At 69.1% G+C, this 1,550-nt stretch carries 1 protein-coding gene; it reads right to left on the bottom strand.

All coding sequences use genetic code 11. The annotated features are described in order from the left end of the window. Positions 1–51: 51 nt before the first annotated feature. Positions 52–1,212 carry a lipase family protein gene (locus ACLML9_RS28715; protein ID WP_411948424.1) on the bottom strand — a complete coding sequence of 387 codons (1,161 nt, stop codon included), beginning with the start codon at positions 1,210–1,212 and terminating at the stop codon, positions 52–54. Positions 1,213–1,550 lie beyond the last annotated feature (338 nt).

Genomic DNA, 1,550 nt, shown 5'->3' with positions numbered 1-1,550 from the left:
CAGCGATCCGTCGATCGACTGCGGGCGACTCGGGGCCGTACACAGATTTCGTCAGCAGGCGACGGGTGCGGGTTCGCCGCGCACCCGGCCCTCGAGCCACGCCAGCATGGCGGGCGCGCCGGCCGCCGCCGCGGACAAATGCTCGAACGAGGGGACCAGCATTGTCTGCAGTCGCACCCCGGCCGCACACCACCGGCGGTTGGTGTTGTCGATGGCGTTGATCGGCACCAGCGGGTCGGTCGGCGAATGCCATTCGAAGATCGGTATCTGTGGAACAGGATCGTAGAGTTCCACGCTGTTCTCCCGCACCACGGCCCAGGCATCGGGCTGCTCGAAGACAGCGGGCCCGGTGGCGAACTCGTGTGCGCTGCCACCGGCCCCGAGGGCGAGGATGTCATTGGTGCAGAGGTTGGCCATCGCGTCACGCATGGCGAGACCACGGGAATTGAGATTCCCGCTCACGTGTACCCGGTCGGGGTATTCCCGCTCGAGGCCGATGGCCGCCGCCATCGCCAGCCCGAAGGCCGGGTGGGGTTTGTAGCCCAGCCCCTCCGCCATCGAGACCAGGTTCATCGGGGCTCCGCCGATGGCCGCGCCCGCGAGCCGTAGCTCGGGTGCGTAGGACGGTTGCAGCGCCGCCGCCCACGCCGTGGCGAGGCCGCCTCCGGAGTAGCCGGCCAATACCGCCGGGCTGTTCGCGACGCCGAGTTCGGGCATCCGCTGCGCCGCCCGGACGCCGTCCAAGGTGATCTGGCCGCCCAGCCGCCCGGCTCCGAGGGCGAACTGCGGTCCGAGATGATCCGGCAGCGCCACGCTCCAGCCTCGTGCCAGCATCGCGCCCAACGCCGGCATGATCACCGACAGGTTCAGGTCGGCGCCGTAGAGCCGGTGCGATACCGCGCAGTCGGTGCCGAGCGAATTGATGAAATGTTGATACGACAGCAGCGGCGCGCCGGGTTGATGTCCCGCCGGAGTGGCGATCGTGGTGGTCGCCGCGATCGGTGCGCCCCGCGAATCGGTGGAACGGAACTTCACCAGCCGGACCGTGGCGCCGGGGAAGACGGCCACCGGTGGCAGGACCCGCACGTCGAGCACGTCGCCCGGTCGGTGCGCCGCCAGGTCGGCAGGGGCGGCGTAGAACCGGTCGGGATCCGGAGCCGGGTAGACGGGTGCGGCGGCGGCCGGTGTCGCCACCAGCAGGGCGAATGCCATACCGCCGAGCGCACCCAGAAAACGAACAGAGGGACGAGTCACGACCTCAACCTCCAGGAGGGGGAATAGTTCGCCGCAATTGCTGATTCGCAGCTGGAACAGATCGCTTCGGTGAGCAAGCTATCACGACAATCCGAGGTGGGACCGCATTGAACGAAAGGCGCGTTCACCTGCGAAAAGGTGCGGCATTTCCGAGCCCCGCACCGACCGGCCGCCGAGCGGCGGTGCGGCCGGCTCCGACCCTCGTCGCCGAGGCCGGACCGCACCGATCCGTCTTCGAGGTGGCCCCCATCGGAAGAGCGGCGGGTAGGGGAAGAGTGGTGAAGTCTGCGGGTAGA

The sequence above is a fragment of the Nocardia sp. NPDC002869 genome (genome assembly GCF_046764065.1).
Classification (GTDB): Bacteria; Actinomycetota; Actinomycetes; order Mycobacteriales; family Mycobacteriaceae; genus Nocardia; species Nocardia rhamnosiphila.
Note: the sequence above shows the minus strand (reverse complement) of the source record. Positions and strands in the feature narration are given on the sequence as shown.